Origin of the sequence: Calothrix sp. FACHB-168, assembly GCF_963889195.1 — a bacterium.
Classification (GTDB): Bacteria; Cyanobacteriota; Cyanobacteriia; order Cyanobacteriales; family Nostocaceae; genus Aulosira; species Aulosira anomala_A.
The window spans coordinates 93,691-115,669 of record NZ_CAWPNJ010000023.1; the positions used below are offsets into that span (position 1 = coordinate 93,691).

Consider the following 21,979-nt stretch of genomic DNA (forward strand, 5'->3'; position numbering starts at 1 on the left):
AGGAGGAAAAGGATTATTATCCCATGCCCAATGACGGCAGTTGCTACCCTTCGGGAACGCTTTCAGCGAACAAGCCGGGAAACCCGTCCAACGCACTGCCTCCCCAATGCCCCATTATCACCCAAGTGTTTTAACATTTGAATAATACAGCCGACACGGGGAATCTATGCTTGCATCTGGTGATACAGTGATTTGGCTACAAGAACGCACGCCTTTAGGAATTCTCTCACCTAGAGTTTTAGAGGCGATCGCACAGGCGATGGAGTTACAAGTTATACCTGAAGGTAAAACCTTAGTCACCGCAGATACTCCGCCAGAAGCACTTTACATCGTTCAAGACGGACATTTAGAGTGTGAAACTAGTAATCAAAATCACTCAGCTTTAGCCCGTGGTTTTCTTCCTGGTGAAGTGATTAACCTACAGGAATTACTCTTAGACGAATTCGCCCCATTCACAATTATCACCCTGAATGAATGTCATTTGTGGACAATCCCGGCTGATAAATTTCGCAGTTTAGCTAGTCAATATCCAGAGATAAATCAAGCTTTTTCGCGCTTATTAGTGCAAGAATTAGCTGAAGTCACATCTGCTTTAAGCTACGAACAAGAACGGGCGATCGCATTACGTCCATATTTAGTCACCAAAGCGCAACGGGGAATTGTTGGTACAAGTCGTTACGCTGTACGCTTGCGGGAACAAATTCGCGCTGCTGCGGGCGATCGCTTATCTGTAGATATCTTTGGCGAACCGGGTTTAGAAAAAGATAATATCGCCACTCTAATTCATTTTAGTTCGCCCCGTCGCCGCGAACCGATAATTAAAGTTAATTGCAGCATTCTCCAAACTAGTGGTGTAGATTTATTTGGTCGTGCTGGCGGTAAACCTGGACTTTTAGAATTGTTGGGTGAAGGTAGTTTAATTCTCAATAATATTCAAGAATTACCCCCAGAATTATTACCAGCTGTCGCCCAATTACTGCAAACAAATACATATACTCCTGTGAGTCGTCCGGGAGAACCAAAAGCTGAACCCCGTACCAGTAAAGTTAAGATTTTAATTGTCTCGGAAAAAGCCCAATCTATCATTGAAAGACAGGTAGGCCATGTCATTAAAGTCCCACCATTGCGGGTACGGAAAGCTGATATTAAAGCGCAAGTAGAATATTACACCAGCCTTTACAGTCGGGCGCGAGGTCTAACTAAACCCCATGTCACCCCAGAAGCTTTACGCCGCTTGCAAGCTTACGATTTTCCCGGTAATCTCAAAGAATTAAAAAATTTAGTCGAAAGAGCGATCGTTCAAGTTGGCGAAGGGAAAGAATTAACAGAAGAAATATTTTGGTCAGCAGAACCGAAGAAAAAGCAATTTCGCGTCAACTTGTTAAATATGTATCCAGGGTTGCGCAAGTTTTTACGCAGTGATTGGTGGCCCGATCGCATTAACTATGGTTTTACTGTTGCGGCTTTTGCTTTTTTGATTGGTGTATTATTTATCGGGCCGCAAACACGCGATCGCAATTTCGGTTTAATCTTATTTTGGGCTTGGTGGTGGCCTGTCTTTCTCTTCCTCTTTCCCTTTTTAGGCAGGATTTGGTGTGCAGTATGTCCCTTCATGATCTACGGTGAAATTACGCAGCAATTATCACTCTGGTTGTTTCCCAGACAACTCAAACGCTGGCCTAGAGAAAAAGCGGAAAAATGGGGAGGATGGTTTTTATTTGGGCTATTTACCTTAATTTTTCTCTGGGAAGAACTCTGGGATTTAGAAAACACCGCTTATCTCTCTGCATGTTTGCTACTCTTAATCACCGCCGGCGCAATGATTTGTTCTGCAATCTTTGAACGGCGGTTTTGGTGTCGCTATCTTTGTCCTATTGGCGGAATGAACGGTTTATTCGCTAAACTTTCCATGACAGAATTAAGGGCGCAACAAGGTATCTGTTCTGCAACTTGTACCACCTATCAATGCTACAAAGGCGGGCCGCAAAAAGGCGAGGGAATGGAAACCGATGGTTGTCCTTTATACTCTCACCCCGCCCAGTTGGAAGATAACAGAGATTGCGTATTATGCATGACTTGCTTAAAAGCCTGTCCCCATCGTTCCGTAGAATTTAACTTGCGTCCCCCAGGAATTGAACTTTGGACAACTCATGTAGCCCGTAGCTATGAAGTCGCGCTGTTATTTTTATTATTAGGTGGTATATATCTGCATCGCTTACCAGAAATACAAGCTTGGTTAGGGCTAAACTTTGATTTAACTGTTTTTTGGCAGCATACAAAATTATCCTTAATAACTTTACTCCTTCCAGTGACAATTCCCTTAGCCGCTTATGGCTTAACCAAACTATTTAATTTTGGTCGCAAACCTAAGACATTTATTGAGTTAGCCTATGGCTATTTACCATTAGTATTAGGAGGTAACCTAGCCCATTATCTCCGCTTAGGTTTGGCAGAAGGCGGACGGATTTTACCCATTACTTTTGCCACTTTTGGGTTAAATAGCGAGCAATTACCGATATTATTAGTACATCCAGCAGTAATTGACTTTTTACAAGGCACAACCCTAATTTTTGCTGTTTTATTGTCGATACTGCTAACACAAAAAATAGCAAAACAACCAATAATCACCTTGATTTGGCAACACTTAGCAACTATTGCCTTAGCAGCTAGTATGTGGGTAATTATTGTTGCATAGTTTGTTGCTAAATTGCTCAAGCAATAAACTGAATGTAGAATTTACATCTAAAGACTGATAAAAGAAAGCGTGTTTTACATCTAAAGATTGATAAATTATCACCACATAACAGCTAATGTAAAACTACATGATGAAAATAAAAGCTTCATCACAAGATAGTTGTTTGCTTGTTGCCCATGGTCTAATTAAGCGCGTGTGCCATGTGTGGGGAGACAGAATATCAGCTAAGTGCATTTACCAGCTATAAGTAAGCTTGGCTAATATTTAATAATAAATAGCCTAAACTTACAAATGTTAAGTAAAGGACAAAGCAAAATTAACCCTTGGGTTGAATTTAAATTCAATCCAAGGGTTAATTTTATAAATTATGGGCATAGGGCATAGGGCATGGGGCATGGGGCATAGGGCATCGGTAAATAAATTATCAACCAATGACAAATGACCAATGACGCTTGTACAGACGCGATTCATCGCGTCTCTCAAAAATGACCAATGACTATTAACAACCCTAACCCATAGATGGATGAGTAAATCATAAATAATTGATATTGTATTAATGAAAAATAGGTAATAAATAGCAAAGAGATTTATGGCATCCACAACACCATTGCAAGGCACAGAATTAGTAGATTGTGCGAGAGCAAACGCCAAGCAAGGAATTGAAACTGCTGCTTATCAATGCGGTTATGGTAACGACCTCAATAAATTTGCCAGCGAATTAAGGCAAGCTTGTGAAGAAATGAATTTACAAGTAAAAGAACTCAATGAACTGATTACTGACCAAGATTTGCTTTTGGAAATAGGTACAGGTGAAGTTATTGCACCTACGACAGCAAGCGAACTTTAAAGTAATTCTTGCTTCAAAAATCAAATTACACCAATTTAAATAATGTTCGCGACACATCAATATATTCTATAGGGCATGGCATTGCTCATTGGTGTCAACTTAACGTAAAATCCGCTTTGTGCAAAGGTTTTGCCCTCACCCCCAGCCCCTCTCCCTGAGGGAGAGGGGAGCAATAGATTCAATTCCCCTTCTCCCTCAGGGAGAAGGGGTTAGGGGATGAGGGCGAGGGTTTTTGTACAACACGCGCTGTATATAGCTTTTAGCTTAAGTTGACACCAATGGGCATTGCTGTGCCCCTACACAGATGTGGTTCAAATAGGTGAAAAATGCTGTAATGCAGGGTGTAATTCTCACATTAGAGCTTTGAAAAGTATTATTTAACGGTACTTTTAAAGGTCGTATGTTATTGCTTCTATTGCTTCTGGATATTCATCACAATAATCTTCAAAAGCTGTTTTTACAAACTTTTCAGAGCGTTGATGTGCTATCTCTGCTTGGATTTCCTCGACAACATCCCATGCAGCCGCACATTCTTGGGAACGAACGCCTGTTTGTGCGCAGACTAGGCGAGCTTTCTGAATTTCGTCTTGTAATTCTTGTTCTAATAACAATGTTCGTGGTTGTTCTAAAAACTCACTATGAGCCAGAATATCGGTGAGTGAGACTATTCCTAATAGCTCGCCTTGGATAACTGGCGCTCTGTGAAGATGATGTTGGGCAAATAATCTGGCTACATATTCCAAACCAAGGTTGGGATTAATAGCAATACAAGGCTTAGTCATGATTTCATATACACGCATGGTTTGCGGATCTTTACCATGAGCTATTACCTTATAAGCAATATCGCTTTCGCTAATAATTCCATAAGCATCTTGTTCGTTACGACGATCCACAATTAACGCCCGCCAATCTCTTGATCTTAATAATTTTACAGCTTCAGCAACAGTCGCAGAACTCCGAATTGTAGCAACATCTCTCGTCATAATATCTGCTGCTTTCAACATAATGAATAGTCTCCAAAAAGTCTTTTAATAATGTGGTAGATGGGAGCAATAGGAAGTAGAGCGGCAGGGAGCAGGGAGCAGGGGAGAAGAAATAACTTTGGATTATTGGCTATTGACTATTGACTATTGACTATTGACTATTGACTATTGACTATTGCCCAATGCCCTTAATCCTTTAATACCGTTTGCCATTCTTTCACTACAGATTGAGGAACAGAGATATTAATAAATTTCTCGCCAGGTAAAGGAATACTTAGTAGTAGAGATTCTACTGGTAATTTTGGTAATATATCTTGAAAATTATACTGACCAATTGTTGGTGCTGGTGCTGAATCTAAGAAAACATCAGGAGCAATTAAGACTTCTCCTGTAGCTTTGGTAATTCGCAATGGTTGGGGATGAATTAATTCAGCATAACCAGGAAAGCCTACTAAACGCAGATTTACAGTTGATGGATGCCCTGGATAAATTTGCTTCCACAAAATTACTTGCCAAATATGTCCTGATTTATCTTCTAATTTGAGTTGTGAGCGATAAATTATTTCTCCTGGTACTGATTCTAAACGAGTAATAGCAGCGATCGCTCTTTTAGAGGTACTGATATCTAAACCCAGGATGATAAATATCGTCACCGTTCCTAGCAATAGTAGCCTGAGAAATATTTGTAGGAAGCTACGCAACATCAGATACACCTCCTATTGCCTAATTTCCAACCCCTACTTTAACGCTAGGTTCTGCCACAAGTTCTTGGGCTTGGGCAATATTAGCGGTAACATGAAGCACATGCACTGAGCATGGAGCATGGTGAAGAACATAGTTACTTACACTACCAAGAAATAGTTCCTTTAATCCTGAACGTCCACGACGCCCCATGATAATTAAATCAGCATTAGATTGAACGGCTAATTGACAGATTAGCTTTCCAGGGCTACCAAGTTGTTGGATAAATTCTGCATTCACTCCTGCTGTGTTGGCTTCCGCGCAGAACTCTTGCAACATTTGCACGCCTTGATTTTTAAATTTATCCCATTGCTGTTGGTAGTACTCGAAGCTTTGACTACCTAAACCTGGGTAATAATCAAAATTAGATAATACAGGTGCGTAAGGACTACCTTCTTCTTCCGCAGATAGAACATGCAGTAGTGTTAAATTAGCTCCTGTTGCCTTTGCTAAAGCTAAGGAATGCTCAAAAACCTGTTTCCCCGTTGGCGAACGATCTAAGGCAACTAAAATCTTGGTAAACATATATACCTCTGCTTCTAGTGATAAATGGCAATAGAGGTTTCTGGCTTTGAGTTCTCAATTATGTTTGCTCACTAATAAATACATATGTTTTAAGAGTTAGCCTGAGTGTTTTGGTCAGCCCTCTGCTGTATACGCTTATTTTATAGCTCTTAAATTTGAGGAACTTGTGAGGATAGGCAGGTGGTTTGTAAAAATAGTTGTAATGGTTGACTGTTGACAGTTGACTATTGACTATTGACTATTGACTATTGACTATTGACTATTGACTATTGACTATTAATTAGTAAGACCAACTATCACCATTTACATGGGGTTTGCCGATTATTTTAAGATTGAGAGATTCAAGATAAGCTATACCATGATTGATTTGAGCCACACTTCCGCGAATTTCTAAGTCAAAACGTCCAGCGCTATCTGTGTTTGCTTCTAGCATTGCGCCAGTAATGTTAACAATTAAGCCGTAATCAGAAATTAACCGGGAAATTACTGGCTCATTTAGGTATGATTTCGGAATATATACACATACACGAATTTGAGTAATCTGGTTTTTGTCATGAATTGATGCGATCGCAGAACCAAAAACAGAAAATTTACTCTTGGTTTTAAATTGAACTTGATTAAATGCGGTCATTTTACTATAAATCAGTATTTCAAAAATTTTTATTAAGCAATCAATTAAACTCTTTCTAGCCCTTAGCCCTTAGCCCCTAGCCCAATCAAGCCAAATTGGTAATCCTAATTTTGTGAGATAAATTAGACTAGAGCGGATTTGCTTGGTTTTACCCCATAAATCTAGCTCAAACCAGCCATCATCTTGCATATTGGGGTGAAGACGCGCACCTATGATGTTGACTGTTAATCCATAACGAGAGACTAGTTGAGAAATTACAGGTTTCTGGTGATAACTTTGCAAAATACAAAGTTGTAGGCGTAAGCGATTAGTTTGACCATGAGATAACCATTTTTGATATTCTTCTGACAGCCCTGTGATTTTTCGCGATCGCGATCGCAAAAACGTGGTTTCATGATTAGGAACTAGATTTTTCTCTCCCTCGCCCAATTCCCACTTCATCGGATTTCCGGCTAAATCCCGGCGATTAATTTGAATTTGGTTGGCAATCGCTATTTGCACTAAATTTACACCTAATTCTTGCAGGTAAGATAAGCTATTGGTTAAATGCTGGGGATTTCCTGATAGTTCTAAGTCAAACCAGCCATCGCTGTCATTATCTGATACTAATGATGCGGCTGTAATGTTGACTGTTAAACCATAGCGCGACACTAACCGCGAAATTACAGGTTGTCTGTGATACTTCTGCGGAACTGAAATCCGGCTATGAACTGGGGGAGAATTTTTCGCTTGACGAGGAGACATTGGCTTAACCTCCCATCATCACTGAATGGTTGAAAAAGCCAAAAAAACAAGATTTTTCAGCACAAAAATTTATTTTCGCCAAATTTGCCCGACTGGATATGAGTCTCATTTAGATTCTCCTCTTCTAGGCTGCTTTGTAAACTACGATAAATCTATCGTATTATAGTATTTTAGTGAATGTAAAAAATATTGCCACAAAAATCACAAAAAAACAATCAGTGTTAAGAACTATGTTGTTGAGAAGTGCGCCCAAGTGCGATCGCGACTCAATTAGTCCATGATGAAGATGTGCGATCGCTAGCATCTAGACAGAATATTAATTCTTGACACTCTCCCTTGCTACGCCACGGAGATTCTTAAAACATCGCTGTCTTAATATCCTGATTGCTCAGGTTCCCAGGCTCAACACGTTTGCACTCTTTGTGCGTGTTGATGTCTTTTAGGGAATGAATCAGCCCTGAGGTTAGGGGGATCGGGGTTTGAGACTTCAGTGCGTAAGTCCTAAAGGCGACGGTATAATTTTGTGTAGTATCCCAGTGAGAATTGGTTAAATTCTGTCATAATCACCTAAATAAGCCGTCGTATTGGGCAGATATTGGGTGATTTGTCATGAAACTGGATTTACAGAAGTTTTATAAAGCCTCGAACCCCATTAAGACTTTAGTTGTCAGCAACCCAGAGGATCGGCAATATTATATTGATTTTTCTGCGGTGCGGGGTGCGAAAATTATTGAAGAATTGGGACGCACGATCGCGCGATTGTCACCAGAAACACCTACTTGTCAGTTATTTACCGGACATATCGGTTGCGGAAAGTCTACGGAATTGCTGCGGCTGAAGGCAGAGCTAGAAAAGCAGAATTTTCATGTGGTATATTTTGAGTCCAGCCAAAGCCTAGATATGGCTGATGTGGATGTGACAGATATATTATTAGCTGTAGCGCGGGAAGTCAGCAAAAGTCTAGAAGATATCAAAATAAATCTCAAACCGGGATATTTTCAAAATTTATTTCAAGAAATTACTGATTTATTAATGACGCAGATGGAACTTTCCGAAGTAGAACTATCGGCGGGAATTGCTAAAATTACTGCGAGAACTAAAGATAGTCCCAAGCTGCGCAGTCAATTGCGCCAATATTTAGAACCTCGCACTAATGGAATTTTAGAAGCAATTAATAATGACTTACTCAAACCAGCTAAAGAGAAGCTGAAGGAAAAAGGTAAAGCGGGATTGGTGGTAATTGTCGATAACCTGGATAGAGTTGATAATTCTTTAAAACCATCGGGTTATTACCAGCCAGAATATTTATTTGTGGAACGTGGCGAACAGTTAAATCAATTAAATTGTCACGTTATTTATACAATTCCCCTAGTGTTAGTATTTTCCAAGGCTTTGGGCAGATTAACTAATCGTTTTGGCGTCGATCCTAAAGTTTTACCGATGGTACCTGTGCAGGTAAGAAATGGTGCTGACTTTGAGCAGGGAATTACATTATTGAAAAAGATGATTATGGTAAGGGCTTTTCCTGGTGTGAGTTGGGAACAAAGCCAAAATCCTAATTTCAACTTAATTACTCAGGTGTTTGATAGTCCCGATACATTAGAAAGAATTTGCCGAGTTAGTGGCGGACATCTGCGGAATTTGTTAATGTTATTATTTCGCTGTTTACAAAAAGAAGATCCGCCAATTTCTCGTAATTGTGTTGAGAGTGTGATTAAACAACGCTGCAATGAATTGACTTTAGCTATTACGTCTGATGAATGGCAATTATTGCGGGAAGTTGCGCAACATAAAAGCTTTAGAGGAGATGAAAAATACGAGCTTTTGCTGCGGAGTATGTTTGTATTTGAATATCGTGATGAGGATGGTTCGTGGTTTGATATTAATCCTATTTTGATGGAGGCGAAGGAGTTTCGGGGATGAAGAATTTAAATAATTTATGCGCCTACCCGATAAATCGCCCGCAGGCTGGAAGCCTGGGGCTATTGGTACAAAGCCTGCCTTTGCAGGCTTCTATCTCGTTTCCAGCCTCCGGCTGGAAATGCGTATTGCGAGGCTCTGCCTCGAAAGCTGATAAATTGAGGCAGAGCCTCAGGATCATTGCTCCCACGCAGAGCATGGGAGCCAGTTAACGAGATAGAGAGAGGTTTTGCGTTAAGTTGACACAGGTGGGTATTGCCTTGCCCCTACCATCTGTCGCATTATTTTTTAAATTGATATAACTAAACCTCGTCCATTTTGAAACCAGGAATAGTGCGGGCAGCGTTCGACTGAGCGCTCACGCCGAAGTCTTGCCCGCTACTACCACCAGGGAGCAAGATGCTCCCACTACTTTTAAAACTATGGTTTTCAAAATAGATGTGGTTTATATCCGGGTTGCGGTGGGCATTGCCCACCCTACAATGATTTTATGACTCATGAAGAAATCCACAATTTAGACGCTGGTAACGAAGAATCATTACAAACTTTGGTGAGAGCAATTAGGCTTTCTCAAGGTGAATTTTCGCTGATATTATTACGCTGTAATTATGCAGCTTTACGTCAACGCATTGTTCAACGGTTGCACCAATTATCTCCGGTGGAAATTCGGGAAATAACTTTACCTGCATCGGTGAAAACTCTTTACACGGCTATTAAATCGCAATTGGGAGATGAACAGCCCAAAGCTTTGATGGTTTTTGGTTTGGAGTCGGTGAAGGATATTGATACGGTGCTGACTGCGGCGAATCAGGTTAGGGAAGAGTTTAGAAAGAATTTCTCCTTTCCGATTTTATTGTGGATTAATGACCAAGTGCTGCAAAAAATGATTCGCTTGGCAGCAGATTTAAATAATTGGGCGACGACAATTAATTTTAATAATAGTATGCAGAATTTAATTGAGTTGCTGCGGCAAAAAACTGATGATATATTTGCAGGGAATGTTATCCCAAATCGGCAAATTTGTTGGGAACTCTCGACAGCGCAACAAGATTTACAAAGCCGCGAGGAAGTTTTAGATCCAGCTATTCAAGCGAGTTTAGAATTTGCCCTTGGTTTGCACGATTATTTATATGACAGAATTGATGCAGCTTTAACACAATATCAGCAAAGTTTAGGGTTTTGGCAACAAAGTAATAATTTAGAACGGCAAGGTATATTATTAGCCCATATCGCTTTAGCATATCAACGACGGGCTACGATTAATGAGGAAGAAAATCAAGGCGATTGGCAAACAGCTAGAAATTATTTTCAGCAAGCCATTGAGATTTTAGAAGAAGCACAAAAGCCGGATTTAATTGCTCAATATATTAGTAAGTTGGGTGAAGTGCTGCGGAGTTTACAAGCATGGAGCGATTTACAAAGTTTGGCGAAACAATCGCTGAGACTCCATAAAGATGATGGCACGCCGCGACAGATAGCTCAAGATTATGGTTTTTTGGCTGAGGTGGCGTTACAAAATTCGCACTGGAAAAAAGCACAGCAATTTGCACAACAAGCACTAGAAGTTTTAAATATAGCGATTTCTGTGGGGATGCAACACCCTTGTACCCCACCCCTTAATCCCCTCCCCGCAGGCGGGGAGGGGAGAGTAAGCATGGCTTTGGCGGGGTGGGGTTCTTTGGGTTTAGTAAGTAATCAAGCAGGTATGATATTACAACCCCATGAGTTGAGTTTTTACCGGGTATTGTTAGCGCGTGCGCAACGGGGTTTAGGCAAAGTCAGCGCAGAAATTGGGACTTTAGAACAAGCAAAATTAGAAAGTAATGTGCAATACAACCCGCAATTATATATCGCGATTTTATCAAGATTGCGGGAACTTTACTTTAAGCAAGGTAGATATTTAGATGCTTTTCATCTCAAGTTAGAGCGATTACAAATTGAACAGCAATATGGTTTTCGGGCTTTTGTTGGTGCATCTTATCTTAACCCCCAGCGACAAGCAATTAACCCGGCACAATTACAACTAGAAAATACAGAAACAATTGCGCAAGAAATTACAGTTTCTAGTCGAGTTCAAGATGTGCGGCGCTTACGAGAAAGAGTTAGCGGAACTGAACATAAATTAACTGTAATTCATGGACAGTCGGGAGTCGGGAAAAGTTCAATTTTACAAGGGGGATTAATCCCTGCTTTGCAACAACAACCAATTGGTGAGCGAGATGCATTACCAATTTTGTTGCGCAGTTATACAGATTGGCTAGGGATGTTAGGCAGGAAGTTAGTAGAAAGTGTTGAGAGTTTGCAGGAAATATCTTTAAATTCACCTGATGATATTATAAAGCAGTTGCGGAACAATGAAAGACTAAATTTATTAACTGTTTTAATATTTGACCAATTTGAAGAGTTTTTCTTTGTTTATCAAGACCAAAAGCAAAGGCGACCGTTTTATGAATTTCTGCGTGTATGTTTAGATATACCTTTTGTCAAGGTGATTTTGTCTTTGCGGGAAGATTATTTACATTATTTATTAGAGTTAGAGCGGCTATTTGATTTAAAAGTTATTAATAATAATATTCTTGATAAAAATATTCGTTATTATTTGGGTAATTTTTCACCCGATGATGCTAAGACTGTAATTCAAAGTTTGACGGAGAGGACACATTTTTATTTGCAGCCTAACCTGATTGATGAATTGGTGAAAGATTTGGCGGGGGAGATTGGGGAAGTACGCCCGATTGAGTTGCAAATTGTGGGGGCGCAATTGCAAACTAAGAAAATTACAAGTTTAGAAAAGTATCGTCAGGCGGGGACGAAAGAGAAATTAGTTGAGCGATTTTTAAAAGAAGTTATTAAAGATTGTGGTGCAGATAATGAACGGGCTGCGAGATTAGTTTTATATTTATTAACTGATGAAAACGATAAACGCCCCTTAAAAACCAAGGCTGAATTAACCGCAGCTTCAGAAGCAGAAGCTAAAGAATTAGATTTGGTATTGGAGGTTTTTGTTAAATCTGGTTTGGTATTGCTATTACAAGAATCTCCGGCTGATCGTTATCAACTGGTGCATGATTATTTAGTATCTCTAATTCGCCAGCAACATGAAAGTGAGTTGTTAGCAGAACAGAAAAAGAAAGATGAGAAGTTAGCAAAACAACTCCAAGGGAAACTGTTACAAAAATTCAAAGGGCATAAGTCCAGTGTCAATAGTGTGAGTTTCAGCCCGTACGGCAAAACCATCGCCACCGCATCAGATGACAAAACAGCGCGGTTGTGGAACCTGCAAGGGCAACTGTTGCAAGAATTCACAGGGCATAAGTCCAGTGTCAATAGTGTGAGTTTCAGCCCGGACGGCAAAACCATCGCCACCGCATCAGATGACAAAACAGCGCGGTTGTGGAACCTGCAAGGGCAACTGTTGCAAGAATTCACAGGGCATAAGTCCAGTGTCAATAGTGTGAGTTTCAGCCCGGACGGCACAACCATCGCCACCGCATCAGATGACGATACAGCGCGGTTGTGGAACCTGGAAGGGAAAGTGTTACAAAAATTCAAAGGGCATTATGACTGTGTCAATAGTGTGAGTTTCAGCCCGGACGGCAAAACCATCGCCACCGCATTAGAGGAGACAGTGTGCTTGTGGAACCTGGAAGGGAAACTGTTACAAGAATTCACAGGGCATGATGGCTATGTCAATAGTGTGAGTTTCAGCCCGGACGGCACAACCATCGCCACCGCATCAGATGACGATACAGCGCGGTTGTGGAACCTGGAAGGGCAATTTTTACAAGAATTCAAAGGGCATAAGTCCAGTGTCAATAGTGTGAGTTTCAGCCCGGACGGCAAAACCATCGCCACCGCATCATCTGACAATACAGCGCGGTTGTGGCCTGTGGAGAATTTAGATGACTTATTGGCGCGGGGTTGCGGGTGGTTGCAATATTATTTAAATAATCCTAACGTGAATTTGAGTGAGAGCGATAGGAATCTGTGTGATAATTCGTAATTCGTAATTAAGAGAGTAGAGCAAATAGAAAAATTAGTTGGGATAAAGGCGATCGCTGGTGATATTTTTTCATTAAATGCGATCGCTTGCTTTTGTGACATGAGGGAGCAAGATGCTCCCACTACAAATTTATTCCCGGTAAAATTGGGGTGTTTCCGGTTTGCGATCGCCTGTAATATTTTTCATTAAATGCGATCGCCTGTGATATTTTTCATTAAATGCGATCGCTTGCTTTTGTGACATTAGGGAGCAAGATGCTCCCACTACAAATTTATTCCCGGTAAAATTGGGGTGTTTCCGGTTTGCGATCGCCTGTGATATTTTTCAGGAAGTGCGATCGCTTGTGATATTTTTCAGGAAGTGCGATCGCTTGCTTTTGTGACATTAGGGAGCAAGATGCTCCCACTACAAATTTATTCCCGGTAAAATTGGGGTGTTTCCGGTTTGCGATCGCTTGTGATATTTTTCAGGAAGTGCGATCGCTTGTGATATTTTTCAGGAAGTGCGATCGCTTGCTTTTGTGACATTAGGGAGCAAGATGCTCCCACTACAAATTTATTCCCGGTAAAATTGGGGTGTTTCCGGTTTGCGATCGCTTGTGATATTTTTCATGAAATGCGATCGCTGGTGATATTTTTTCATTAAATGCGATCGCTTGCTTTTGTGACATTAGGGAGCAAGATGCTCCCACTACAAATTTATTCCCGGTAAAATTGGGGTGTTTCCGGTTTGTGATCGCTTGTGATATTTTTCAGTAAATGCGATCGCTTGTGATATTTTTCAGAAAATGCGATCGCCTGATTTTAGATAAATGATGTCGCCGGGTGGGGGCAAGCGGTGCTTATGCCCCTACGATGATTTATACTTGACAAACTGGCAATCTGCTGTATTTCCCGTGAGTGCGATCGCCTTTACCATAGGTCGGTTTAAGCTGAAAAAGCCGATTATTACAGTACTTCAACACAGCATTGACGACAATCAACACAACGTTGACGACAATCAACACAGCGTTGACGACAATCAACACAGCGTTGACGACAATCAACACAACGTTGACGACAATCAACACAACGTTGACGACAATCAACGCAACGTTGACGACAATCAACACAACGTTGACGACAATCAACACAACATTGACGACAATCAACACAACGTTGACGACAATCAACACAACATTGACGACAATCAAAACGATATCAATTTGACTAATGAAAATCTGGAATTGAGTGTTGGGGGTTTGTAGTAGCTAAGAGCAAGAAGTCAAAACTTGTTCATTTAACACTCCTAACTTAGTAACCAGGCGCGAGCGATCGCGTCTGTTTATTTCTTGGCAAACCATAGCTTAGTAGTGGAATGTCTAGACTAAAATAGTGCATTCGTCAAACTCTTGTGGGATGGGCGTCTCGCCCGTCCTGGGCGGACAAGATGTCCACCCCACAAGAAAATGTATTTTTACCGCATATCTACTAACTCATGAGTACACGTTGCTAGGTATGATATTTAATCTGCAAGCATTTACTCAGTAAAAACTAGCTATGACTCAAAACTACCGCATTACTTTACTCCCCGGCGATGGCATTGGCCCCGAAATTATGGCCGTAGCGGTAGATGTGCTGAAAGTCGTGGGGAAAAAATTTGATATAAGTTTTGATTTTCAAGAAGCTTTAATCGGTGGTGCAGCTATTGACGCTACTGGCGAACCCCTACCGGCTGCAACCTTAGATACTTGTCGTAACAGCGATGCAGTATTACTCGCTGCTATCGGTGGTTACAAGTGGGATACTTTACCATCTCATCTCCGCCCAGAAGCGGGATTGTTAGGATTACGTGCGGGGTTGGGATTATTTGCCAATTTGCGCCCAGCGAAAATTTTACCCCAGTTAATTGATGCCTCAACTTTAAAGCGGGAAGTTGTCGAAGGCGTGGATATTATGGTGGTGCGCGAACTCACTGGAGGAATTTACTTCGGTAAACCCAAGGGGATTTTTGAAACTGAGACGGGAGAGAAGCGGGGTGTAAATACAATGGTTTACACCGAATCAGAAATCGATCGCATTGGCAGAGTCGCCTTTGAAACCGCCAGAAAACGCGGTAAGAAACTTTGTTCAGTGGATAAAGCCAATGTTTTAGAAGTATCTCAACTATGGCGCGATCGCATCACCAAACTTTCCCAAGAATATCCCGATGTGGAACTCTCGCACCTCTACGTCGATAATGCGGCAATGCAATTAGTCCGCGCCCCCAAACAATTTGATACCATCGTCACAGGTAATTTATTTGGCGATATTCTCTCCGATGCTGCTGCTATGCTCACAGGTAGTATTGGAATGCTCCCCTCAGCTAGTTTAGGTGCTTCCGCCCCCGGCGTATTTGAACCGGTTCACGGTTCCGCCCCAGATATCGCCGGACAAGATAAAGCCAACCCCCTAGCACAAGTATTAAGTGCAGCCATGATGCTACGGTACGCCCTAGATCAACCAGCCGCCGCCGACGCCATCGAAAACGCCGTTTTCCAAGTTCTCGAACAAGGCGATCGCACTGGCGATATTCTCTCCCCTGGTACCAATCTTTTAGGCTGTCGCGCTATGGGTGAAGCTTTAATTAAAGCGATTGGTTAGAGACGGGATTAATCAAAGACGCGATGAATCAAAGACGCGATGAATCGCGTCTCTACAAGATTTATTCTGCCTTGTCCCCATGCCCAATGCCCAATGCCCAATGCCCAATGCCCAATGCCCAATGCCCAACAACTGGATCATTTTGGCAACCGTTACGGAAACTTTCATATAAACTAGAGACAAATCTAGAAAGCAATAACATCCATAGTGTACGCTTTACGACAAGGAAACGAAAATTATACTGCTCCCCGCAGTCAGTATTCTCAGCCACCTTTGGCTGATCCTGCTGTCATCCGGGCTGCTGGTCAGATTTACTACACTCTCTGCGAAGCACATCCAGAAGTTACTGGACAGCCTACAGGTGTAGCTATTAATCGCGTTAATCATCGCGGTAAGGTAATTTTTACTAATCAGCCAGTTCTGTTACCGCAAGAATGTTTTGTGCCGTTAAGTCAAATTGAATCCCAGATGTATTAGTCAAAAGTCATTAGTCAACAGTCAACCGTCAACAGTCAACCGTCAGTAGGGGCGGGTTGATTGAGAATTATCGTTGATCGGTGAGGATATTTGTGAACCCGCCCGTAAAGTTGTCAACCGTCAACCGTCAACAGTCAACCGTCAACAGTCACTAGTCATTAATCATTGGTTGCTAGACAAATGAGGAATGACAAGGGACAGATGACACCTAAAAACTGACAACTGACGACTGACAAAGTACAAATAACAAAGGACTAATGACTAATGACTAATTATGGATATTTTAATAATCCTGCCGGCGAGTGCTGTTGTCTTCGCCTTAGGTGCATCTATCGGTAGTTTTATCAATGTTGTGGTTTATCGGTTACCAGCCGGATTATCGGTACTTTGGCCGCCGTCTCGCTGTCCCCATTGCCTCAACCAACTAAAAGCTTATGATAATGTGCCTGTTTTTGGCTGGCTATGGTTAAAAGGTCGGTGTCGTTATTGTAAAAGCAAGATTTCTGCCCGCTATCCGGTGGTAGAAGCGTTAACGGGCGTAATATTTTTACTAGTTTTTCTCTTATTTAAAGTTTCTATTTTAACAATTGGTTATTGGGCGTTTTGTAGCTGGTTATTGGCCTTATCCCTCATCGATTTAGATACTATGACATTACCAAACCAACTGACGCAGTCTGGTTTGGTATTGGGAATAATATTTCAAATAGTTATTGGATTGTTTCCCGAAGGTAGTTCTGTGGGAGCTATTAGACATTTAATGATGGGAATAGTTGGCGCAGTGGTGGGATTGTGGTTATTTGATGCGATCGCTCTTTTTGGCTCCATTGCTCTGGGTAAAACCGCAATGGGCGCAGGGGATGCCAAATTAGCCGCCATGATGGGGGCTTGGCTGGGGTGGAAATATTTGCTGCTAGCGGCTTTTATCGCTTGTGGAGTGGGAACCTTAGTGGGGATTGCCTCAATTACATTCTCAAAGGGCAGATTTGGTCAAAAAATACCCTTTGGGCCATTTCTGGCGATTGGGGCGGCGATCGCCTTATTTGGCGGTGAAGCGATTTTATCGGCGTACTTGCGGCTATTTTTTCCAGTAATTTAAATAAAGGAGGCAAAAACAAAGTCCCACATGGACAATTTAAAATCCCATTTTAAACCCCATTAATCAATCATAAGAAATTTCTACCCCCATGACTGTAACTGTCATTACGCCATTAATTCTTCAGATTTTGGTAATATCATCCTGTGACCAGTATTACCCTCTTAACGAGCTAACTGCTCATAACCTAGCAATACGAAGTCTTGATTTGGGAGCAAGTGTCCCCTTCTGGGGTTGGGGAAGAGCGTCCTGTTGGGGGGGATTAATATGTAAGACCTTTGCCAATACTTCCACAAAGATAAAACTGATAACACAGTTGTGTTGGCATCAGCATTTTCGTTAAGCTGGCAACCAAAGATGCAAAATAAGGTCTGAATAGCTAAGAAGCGTAATTTGACGATTAGTCAATAGTCAAGAGCCAAACGGGATGAACAAACGTGTCTTTCCCCTAGCGGAGCCACCACACAAACCATATCCAGTCCACAGTCCCAAATCACGACTGGGGAATGAGGACTTTTTACCCTGTAATCCCTCTAGCTTCTTGACTCAGTTTTCGACCTCATTACCCAATTAATAAGATAAAAATGGCAAACAACGAAGAATCACGCGGTTTAAAGTCACTATTGGATTGGTTTGCAAATCGCCGGAAATCAGGCACTATTAATCAGGAACGTCAAGAAAGAGAAATTGCTGATGGGTTATGGCACAAGTGCGCTAAGTGTGGTGTACTCACCTATACAAAAGACCTAAAAGCAAATCAGATGGTTTGTGTGGAATGCGGTCATCATAATCGAGTAGATAGCGACGAACGCATTCGCCAATTAATTGATGCTAACACTTGGCAACCAATAGACGAGAATTTGCGTCCTACCGATCCCCTGCAATTTCGCGATCGCAAACCTTACAGCGATCGCTTGCGGGAAATGCAAGAAAAAATTGGTTTAATTGATGCTGTAAAAACTGGTTTTGGTCAAATTAATGGTTTACCCGTAGCTTTAGGAGTAATGGATTTTCGCTTCATGGGTGGAAGCATGGGTTCCGTCGTCGGGGAAAAACTCACCCGCATGATTGAGCAAGCCACCCAACGCCGTTACCCGGTAATCATCGTCTGCACTTCTGGGGGGGCGAGAATGCAAGAAGGTATGCTTTCCCTGATGCAAATGGCGAAAATTTCCGCCGCTTTACAACGCCATCGCGACGCCAAACTTTTATATATTCCTGTTTTGACTCATCCTACCACCGGGGGTGTAACAGCCAGTTTTGCCATGTTAGGCGACATCATCCTCGCAGAACCCAAAGCTACCATTGGCTTTGCCGGTAGACGAGTCATTGAGCAAACCATCCGCGAAAAACTACCCGAAGATTTCCAAACTGCCGAAGATTTGCTCAAGCATGGTTTCGTTGACGAAATCGTTTCCCGTACCCAGTTAAAGAACACTCTCGCCCAGCTGATTGGTTTACACCAACCCATACCCACCGCGCCCCACATGGTGTTATGGGAAAGCATGAGCTTGAGTTCTAGCGCTGCTGAGTAAGTGAGGGGCTAGAGGGGGCAGGGGGCAGGGAGCAGGGGGCAGGGGATACAAGGAGGACAAGGAAGACATTGTAGAGACGCGATTCATCGCGTCTATGAAAAATGCCCAATGCCCCATGCCCAATGCCCAATGCCCAATGCCCAATGCCCAATGCCCTATTCTTTAACAAATATCAGGGGTAAAATTGCTGCTAGGCGACAAAGGCTAGATAGGGCAAATAAGCCGAGTAAAGCGCCTTGTCCGGCAAATTCGGCGATGAAGCCGCCAATAGTTGTGCCTAAAGCACCACTAAAACCAGCGACAGCAGAAGCGATCGCAAAATAGATAGACTGATTTTTCAGTGGTGCGATCGCTAATTGCAAATTGTTATTGCATAGATCAATTGCTGCTAAGGTTCCGCCTGTGACAATGTGTAATAGCGGTAACCACAACCAAATATTCCAGCTATTCGCACTCACACCTAGCCACAATAACGGTGTCAGTGCTACTAAAATTCCTACTAACATTAAAATCCGTCGGTTACCGATTTTATCGGCTAATTTACCCCACAGGACAATCAATAACATACTAGCTCCCGCCTGGAGGCTACCATAAAGCGTTACGCAACTGACATCTAGATGTAGCTTATCTAGCATGTAAAAGTTGAAAAAAGGCGCACTGATATTAAAAGCCAGCGTCCAAAAGCCGAAATAAAGTAGAAACCGGAAAAAGTTCCAGTTAATGCCGATAATTGCCAAATCATTGGGTGGGCTAGTTATTTCCGTGACAGTAACAGTTTCCGCAGATTTACTAGTTTGCTGGTACTTTACAAGACTACTGTTTTGTAATGCGGGATTCATGTCAGTTTGAAAGTACTGACAGCAGATGCTAATTATCCCGCAAGCGATCGCTGCAAATAAAATTATCCCGTAACCTTGTAAAGTGCCACCATACCAATGCGATACCGCTAGCCCTGCTAAAGGTACGCACAGCAAATTAGTTAAGCTAGATGCACTATTACGAATCCCAAAATACCTACCTCGTAACTTTCGCGGAACAATCGTTGCTAGCCAACTTAGCCAAGATGCACTTCCCAAACCCCCTAACAAGCCACTGAACAGTACAACTAACAGGGTTAATAATATTAACTGTTGAGAATTTATCCCAATCCAGGGTGAAGTAATAATACTAAAGCCGAGAATTAGCCACAGTAACCGCGCAATTCCATGAGTTTTCAGCGAATATTGGAAACGGCTGCTGCTGCGTTCCGATAATAAAGCACCTAATGGTTGAACCAAATTCACCACCATCGGAATAGACGACAGCATCCCAAACACCAAGGGACTAGCACCCAACTCTAATAGAAAATTGCTGAGTAAAATACCACCAGTAGCTACACCAAAAACGGCGGCGAAAACAGCATCTAGAGTTGAAGCTCGCAAGCTGGTACGAATAGCATCTTTATAATCTTGCGGATTGGGCTTTGTCGGAGAAATAAATGCTGATTGTGGCGCGGGAATCTGGGTAATTTCCAAACTCACAGGCGCAACAGTGTCAATCGGAACAAAAGTCATAAATTAAATTTATACGGATAATGAACCGTAGAATTGTCACCGAACAAGGCAAAAGTAAAAAGTTAAAAGGCAAAAGAAAGAAAAAGAAAAATGTTTGTGAGCCGCCTAAATTTATTTATGGGGATTATCTTTTTACTTTTTACTTCTTAAGTTGCCGATAATTTCTCGCCATTGTAGCTTGGGTAACAGGGGCTAGGGGCTAGGGCGTAGGGAATAGAGATTTGCAACAAAAATTCAGATGGGGAAATATCGGGTTTTAGCGACAGACGATATAAGTAAAGAAAGAGTGACTGTGATGATAACGTGATTAGCAGCAAATTGTACAAGCTTTTGGGATTGGCAATAGCGATCGCGATCGCCATGATTATTTGGCACAGTCTATCACTATCCGAGATATCTACAGGGGTGACTGTGAAACTTAGCGGTTGGGGAGGTAATCAAGTTGAGCAAAAACTCCTCAAGCAGGTAATCCAAGATTTTGAAACCCAGCACCCCCAAATTAAAGTTAAGTATGAGGTAATTTCCGATCAATACATGGACGTGATTAAAACTCGCTTAATCGGAGAAGCTGCACCAGATGTATTTTATCTAGATGCGCTGGAGGCTCCTTTTTTGATGAGTCAAAACGTCCTCGAACCGCTAGATGGTTATATTACCCCCGAATTTGACTTAGCCGATTTTGAACCTAATCTACTCAATAGCTTCAAATACCAAAATCAAATTTACGGCTTTCCCAAAGATTACTCAACCCTGTCGCTGTTTTATAACAAAAAAGCCTTCGCTCACCAGGGTTTAAATAGTCCACCCAAGACTTGGGAAGAATTACGCAGCTACTCGCGGCAATTAACAGGTAAGTTGAATAAATATGGCTTTGGGGAAGTTCCTGAATTAGCCCGTCAAGTTTATAAAATTAAAGCCTTTGGCGGACAAATTATAGGTAAAAATGATAACGCTACCTTTGCCAGAAAACCAGGGTTACAAGGTTTGCAATTAGTTATCGATCAGTATCAAAAAGACCGTACCTCTGCCCAAAAATCCGATGTAGGGACAAACTCAGGTAGCGAAATGTTTGGACAGGGTAAAGTTGCAATGGTAATTGAGGGGAATTGGGCGCTGACTTATCTTCAGGAAACTTTCCCTGATTTGGAGTTTGCTACCGCAGAAGTACCAACTATTAATGATAAAAAAAATACAATGGTTTTTACCGTCGCCTATGTGATGAATAAACAAGCCAAACACAAAGCTGAGGCTTGGGAATTAATTTCTTATCTCACAGGTAAAGCCGGGATGGAAAAGTGGACGGGAACCGGGTTTGCGCTACCGACGCGAAAATCTGTAGCTGAGAAATTAGGTTATGACAAAGATACTTTGCGATCGCCTTTTGTAAGCGGTGTGTCCTATGCTACGCCTTGGCAAGCAGGTAAATATCCAGCCGCTATTGTGAATAATTTTGATAACCAATTTATTAGTGCTTTGCTAGGGGAGCAGCCGTTAAAGCAAGCTATGGTGCGGGCAGAAAATGCGGCGAATCAGGAGATTAAAGCGATGGAATAAGTATTCTCTCTGCGCTCTCTGCGGCTCTGCGGTTCAAAAATAATTTATTTAACCACA

Annotated in this window: 17 protein-coding genes; 9 read left to right on the top strand and 8 right to left on the bottom strand. The window is 41.9% G+C overall.

The genetic code is table 11. From position 1 onward, the window contains the following. Window positions 1-166 precede the first annotated feature (166 nt). Both AACW45_RS14950 and AACW45_RS14955 read left to right on the top strand, forming a co-directional pair. Window positions 167-2,695 (top strand): cyclic nucleotide-binding domain-containing protein, encoded by a 2,529-nt coding sequence (locus AACW45_RS14950; RefSeq protein ID WP_190633349.1) that lies wholly within the window; start codon window positions 167-169, stop codon window positions 2,693-2,695. Between the two features lie 589 nt (window positions 2,696-3,284). After that, the gene (locus AACW45_RS14955; RefSeq protein WP_096645135.1) at window positions 3,285-3,542 is read left to right on the top strand and encodes a hypothetical protein; all 258 of its coding nucleotides are present in this window, start codon (window positions 3,285-3,287) and stop codon (window positions 3,540-3,542) included. A 389-nt stretch (window positions 3,543-3,931) separates the two neighbouring features. On the opposite strand, the gene AACW45_RS14960 is transcribed toward AACW45_RS14955, so the two are convergent. From AACW45_RS14960 to AACW45_RS14980, 5 genes are all read right to left on the bottom strand, one after another. Next, on the bottom strand, window positions 3,932-4,546 hold the full coding sequence (locus AACW45_RS14960) for a CP12 domain-containing protein (RefSeq protein ID WP_190633350.1): 615 nt from the start codon (window positions 4,544-4,546) through the stop codon (window positions 3,932-3,934). A 167-nt stretch (window positions 4,547-4,713) separates the two neighbouring features. Next, window positions 4,714-5,229 (bottom strand): DUF3122 domain-containing protein, encoded by a 516-nt coding sequence (locus tag AACW45_RS14965; protein WP_190633351.1) that lies wholly within the window; start codon window positions 5,227-5,229, stop codon window positions 4,714-4,716. Window positions 5,230-5,248: 19 nt separating this feature from the next. Continuing rightward, on the bottom strand, window positions 5,249-5,791 hold the full coding sequence (locus AACW45_RS14970; protein WP_190633352.1) for a universal stress protein: 543 nt from the start codon (window positions 5,789-5,791) through the stop codon (window positions 5,249-5,251). Between the two features lie 280 nt (window positions 5,792-6,071). Further along, window positions 6,072-6,422: an NIL domain-containing protein gene (locus AACW45_RS14975; protein WP_190633353.1), complete on the bottom strand. Its 351-nt coding sequence runs from the start codon at window positions 6,420-6,422 to the stop codon at window positions 6,072-6,074. Between the two features lie 69 nt (window positions 6,423-6,491). Continuing rightward, window positions 6,492-7,166: an NIL domain-containing protein gene (locus tag AACW45_RS14980; protein ID WP_190633354.1), complete on the bottom strand. Its 675-nt coding sequence runs from the start codon at window positions 7,164-7,166 to the stop codon at window positions 6,492-6,494. A 609-nt stretch (window positions 7,167-7,775) separates the two neighbouring features. Here AACW45_RS14980 and AACW45_RS14985 point away from each other — a divergent pair. Then, window positions 7,776-9,089, top strand: a complete 1,314-nt coding sequence (locus tag AACW45_RS14985; RefSeq protein WP_190633355.1) for an ATP-binding protein — start codon at window positions 7,776-7,778, stop codon at window positions 9,087-9,089. Window positions 9,090-9,576: 487 nt separating this feature from the next. Next, a complete protein-coding gene (locus AACW45_RS14990) occupies window positions 9,577-13,089 on the top strand; it encodes an nSTAND1 domain-containing NTPase (protein WP_190633356.1) in 3,513 nt (1,170 codons plus the stop codon). A 547-nt stretch (window positions 13,090-13,636) separates the two neighbouring features. Here the strand turns inward: AACW45_RS14990 and AACW45_RS14995 are convergent. Both AACW45_RS14995 and AACW45_RS15000 read right to left on the bottom strand, forming a co-directional pair. Continuing rightward, complete coding sequence (locus AACW45_RS14995) at window positions 13,637-13,759, bottom strand: hypothetical protein (protein ID WP_277880398.1); 123 nt, start codon at window positions 13,757-13,759, stop codon at window positions 13,637-13,639. Between the two features lie 189 nt (window positions 13,760-13,948). After that, the gene (locus tag AACW45_RS15000) at window positions 13,949-14,281 is read right to left on the bottom strand and encodes a hypothetical protein (protein WP_190633357.1); all 333 of its coding nucleotides are present in this window, start codon (window positions 14,279-14,281) and stop codon (window positions 13,949-13,951) included. Window positions 14,282-14,627: 346 nt separating this feature from the next. On the opposite strand from AACW45_RS15000, the gene leuB reads away from it, so the two are divergent. The 4 genes from leuB to accD all read left to right on the top strand — a co-directional run bounded on the left by leuB (window position 14,628) and on the right by accD (window position 18,815). Next, a complete protein-coding gene (gene leuB, locus AACW45_RS15005) occupies window positions 14,628-15,710 on the top strand; it encodes a 3-isopropylmalate dehydrogenase (RefSeq protein ID WP_190633358.1) in 1,083 nt (360 codons plus the stop codon). A gap of 207 nt (window positions 15,711-15,917) precedes the next feature. Continuing rightward, window positions 15,918-16,187: a hypothetical protein gene (locus AACW45_RS15010; RefSeq protein WP_190633359.1), complete on the top strand. Its 270-nt coding sequence runs from the start codon at window positions 15,918-15,920 to the stop codon at window positions 16,185-16,187. A gap of 274 nt (window positions 16,188-16,461) precedes the next feature. After that, the gene (locus AACW45_RS15015; RefSeq protein WP_190633360.1) at window positions 16,462-17,283 is read left to right on the top strand and encodes a prepilin peptidase; all 822 of its coding nucleotides are present in this window, start codon (window positions 16,462-16,464) and stop codon (window positions 17,281-17,283) included. A 581-nt stretch (window positions 17,284-17,864) separates the two neighbouring features. Then, window positions 17,865-18,815, top strand: coding sequence for an acetyl-CoA carboxylase, carboxyltransferase subunit beta (gene accD / locus AACW45_RS15020; RefSeq protein WP_190633361.1), 951 nt, complete (start codon window positions 17,865-17,867; stop codon window positions 18,813-18,815). Between the two features lie 155 nt (window positions 18,816-18,970). Here the strand turns inward: accD and AACW45_RS15025 are convergent, their stop codons facing one another. Next, a complete protein-coding gene (locus tag AACW45_RS15025; protein ID WP_190633362.1) occupies window positions 18,971-20,368 on the bottom strand; it encodes an MFS transporter in 1,398 nt (465 codons plus the stop codon). A gap of 360 nt (window positions 20,369-20,728) precedes the next feature. Here AACW45_RS15025 and AACW45_RS15030 point away from each other — a divergent pair, with 360 nt between their 5' ends. Further along, window positions 20,729-21,922, top strand: a complete 1,194-nt coding sequence (locus tag AACW45_RS15030) for an ABC transporter substrate-binding protein (protein ID WP_190633377.1) — start codon at window positions 20,729-20,731, stop codon at window positions 21,920-21,922. Window positions 21,923-21,979 lie beyond the last annotated feature (57 nt).